The sequence below is a fragment of the Variovorax sp. OV329 genome (assembly GCF_900114785.1).
In the GTDB taxonomy this organism is placed as follows: Bacteria; Pseudomonadota; Gammaproteobacteria; order Burkholderiales; family Burkholderiaceae_C; genus Variovorax.
Genome location: NZ_FOUG01000056.1, coordinates 1 through 1,391 on the forward strand (window position 1 = coordinate 1; position 1,391 = coordinate 1,391).

At 69.7% G+C, this 1,391-nt stretch carries 1 protein-coding gene; it reads right to left on the reverse strand.

Annotation, left to right across the window (positions count from 1 at the left end; all coding sequences use genetic code 11):
- The coding region (locus BM345_RS29525) for an NAD-dependent succinate-semialdehyde dehydrogenase (protein WP_139237685.1) at nucleotides 1-1,391 on the reverse strand (1,391 nt) is incomplete at both ends.

The window sequence follows — 1,391 nt, forward strand, 5'->3', positions numbered from 1 at the left end:
GCCTTGGCCACCAGGTAGGCCTCCATGGCCTCGGGGCCGCCTTCGGAGCCGTAGCCCGAATCCTTCACGCCGCCGAAGGGCATCTCGGGCGTGGGCGCGGCCGGCTGGTTGATCCACAGCATGCCCACTTCGACCTGCTGCGAGAGCTGGTGTGCGTTCTTGATGGACTGCGTGAAGGCATAGCCGGCCAGGCCGTAGGGCAGGCGGTTGGCTTCGGCGATGGCCTCGTCCAGCGTGTCGAAGCCGCGGATGGCGGCAATCGGGCCGAAGGGCTCGTTGTTGAACACGTCGGCGTTGAGCGGCACCTCGTCCAGCACGGTGGGGGCGAAGAAGTTGCCTTCGGAACCCACGCGCTCGCCGCCGGTCAGCACCTTGGCGCCGGTGGCGCGCGCGTCCTGCAGGATCTTGTCCATGGCGGCGATGCGGCGCGCGTTGGCCAGCGGGCCCAGCGTGGTGCCTTCGGCCAGGCCGTCGCCGATCTTGAGCTTCTCGGTCTGCGTGGTCAGCGCCTTGGCGAACTCGGCACGGATGCTGTTGTGCACCAGGAAGCGGGTGGGCGAGATGCACACCTGGCCGGCGTTGCGGAACTTGGCCGAGCCGGCGGCCTTCACCGCCAGCGCGATGTCGGCATCGGCAGCGACGATCACCGGGGCGTGGCCGCCCAGCTCCATGGTGGCGCGCTTCATGTGCAGGCCGGCCAGCGAGGCCAGCTGCTTGCCCACCGGGGTGGAGCCGGTGAAGGTCACCTTGCGGATGATTGGGTGCGGAATCAGGTAGCCGGAAATCTCTGCCGGATCACCGTAGACCAGGCCGATCACGCCGGCGGGAATGCCGGCGTCGACGAAGCACTGCAGCAGCGCGGCGGGCGAGGCCGGCGTTTCTTCAGGTGCCTTGCACAGGAAGGAGCAGCCGCTGGCCAGCGCCGCGCCCAGCTTGCGCACGATCTGGTTGATGGGGAAGTTCCAGGGCGTGAAGGCGGCGACCGGGCCCACGGGCTCCTTGATCACCAGCTGCTGCGCGGCCAGGTTGCGCGAGGGCACGATGCGGCCGTACACGCGGCGGCCTTCGTCGGCGAACCACTCGATGATGTCGGCCCCGGCGATGGACTCGCCGCGCGCTTCCACGAAGGGCTTGCCCTGTTCCTGCGTGAGGATGCGACCGATGTCGGCGGCGCGCTCGCGCAGCAGGCCGGCGGCCTTGCGCATGATGGCCGCGCGCTCGTGCGCCGGGGTCTTGCGCCAGGTCTCGAAGCCCTTCTGGGCGGCCGCCAGGGCGCGGTCCAGGTCGGGGATGCCGGCATGGGCGACCTTGCCGATCACCTTGCCGGTGGCGGGGTTGTACACGTCCAGCGTCTTGCCGCTGGCCGCGTCGCACCATTCGTTGTTGATCAG